This is a genomic window from Mycobacterium intermedium (assembly GCF_002086275.1).
In the GTDB taxonomy this organism is placed as follows: Bacteria; Actinomycetota; Actinomycetes; order Mycobacteriales; family Mycobacteriaceae; genus Mycobacterium; species Mycobacterium intermedium.
In genome coordinates this window covers 1-1,440 of sequence record NZ_MVHT01000236.1, presented here as the reverse complement: position 1 = coordinate 1,440, position 1,440 = coordinate 1, and the positions used below count along the sequence as shown (strand labels likewise).

Annotated in this window: 1 protein-coding gene; it reads right to left on the bottom strand. The window is 61.5% G+C overall.

The annotated features are described in order from the left end of the window. Positions 1 to 388: 388 nt before the first annotated feature. Positions 389 to 1,440, bottom strand: a 1,052-nt coding sequence (locus BST27_RS30390) for an IS3 family transposase (protein WP_249025748.1), incomplete at its 5' end; no start/stop codon positions are given.

Genomic DNA, 1,440 nt, shown 5'->3' with positions numbered 1-1,440 from the left:
TTTTCTACAATAATGATCGAAGGCACTCAGCACTTGGAATGCGCTCACCTATCGACTATGAACGCACGCTGCGTGCCGCCACGGAAGCAAGCTAACCGTGTCTACTTTTTCGGGGGAACCCCAGATCGCGATCTGAGCCCTGTCGATGTCCTCGGCGTTGTAGATGTCCTTGATGGCCGCCAGCGCTGCCGGATGCGCTGACTTTGGCAGCGCAGCAAGGACATTCGCCTGTTTGTGAAACTTATGCCGACGTCGGCATAAGTTTCATTACGCCGACGTCCGGATTATGCCGACCTGGCCGGTATCTGCCCCGGTGGTGGGGGTGGACGGGCTGCTGAAGTCGGCATAATGACCCGTCCCGGTGAGTCCGGAGACTGTTTTCGTTGAATCACCCTGCCTTTGGTGGGGTGCGTCTGTGATCGTAATGGAGCTTCTCGACAGCCTCTGGGGTGAAGTCGTCGAGGTACTCGTGAGGACGTTCGGTGTTGAACCACATCACCCACTGGGCGGTCGCCACCTCGACCTGGTCGACGTCACGCCATGGCCCTTGCCGGCGGATGACTTCGTTCTTGAACGACCCGACGGTGGTCTCGGCCAACGCGTTGTCCAGGGCGTCACCGACCGATCCGACCGAAGGGTCGACACCTTCGTCAATGAGCCGCTGGGTGAAGGCCACCGAGGTGTACTGACTGCCCGCATCGCTGTGAGCTATCAGCCCGCGCAAGGTGGTGTTGCCTTCCTGGGCACGGGTGAAGAAGGCGTGCTCAACGGCGTCGAGGACCAGGTCGGTGGTCATCGATCTGGCCGCGCGCCAGCCGACGATCCGGCGGCTGTAGGCGTCGATGACGAACGCCACGTAGACGAACCCCATCCACGTCCACACATAGCTAAAGTCAGCTACCCACAACCGATTTGGTGCACACGCATAGAATCGCCGGTCGACCAGATCCGGATATCTGACATGGCTTTCGTCGGCGATAGTGGTCTTGTGCTTGGCCCCGTAACGCGCGCCCTCCCAACCCTGTTCGCGCATGATCCGCTCCACCGTGCAGCGGGCGACATCATGGCCCTGTCCGCGCAGCCAAATCCACAACTTGCGTGACCCCAGCGTCTGGACGAATCGACCGTTCTTTTTGTCTTCCCTTGCCGCCGTGATGATCTCGACCATCTCGGCGTCACGCAGTTGGCGACGCGTCGGAGTCTTGGACATCCACTCGTAATAGGTCGACGGACTGATCGGCACGCCATGCTCGGACAGCACGGCGCACATGGGCTCGACACCCCAGCGCAGCCCAGCCCCACCGTCGGGGCCGGCCACCTGGTGGTCCTTGTGTTCGGCGATGAACCGGATCACCGTCTCCCGGGCCGGTCGGTGAAAGTCGGCCCGGGACGCGGTGACAACCGTTGGGGTTGTTCCGTTTTCCCGGGCCGCTTCCCGAA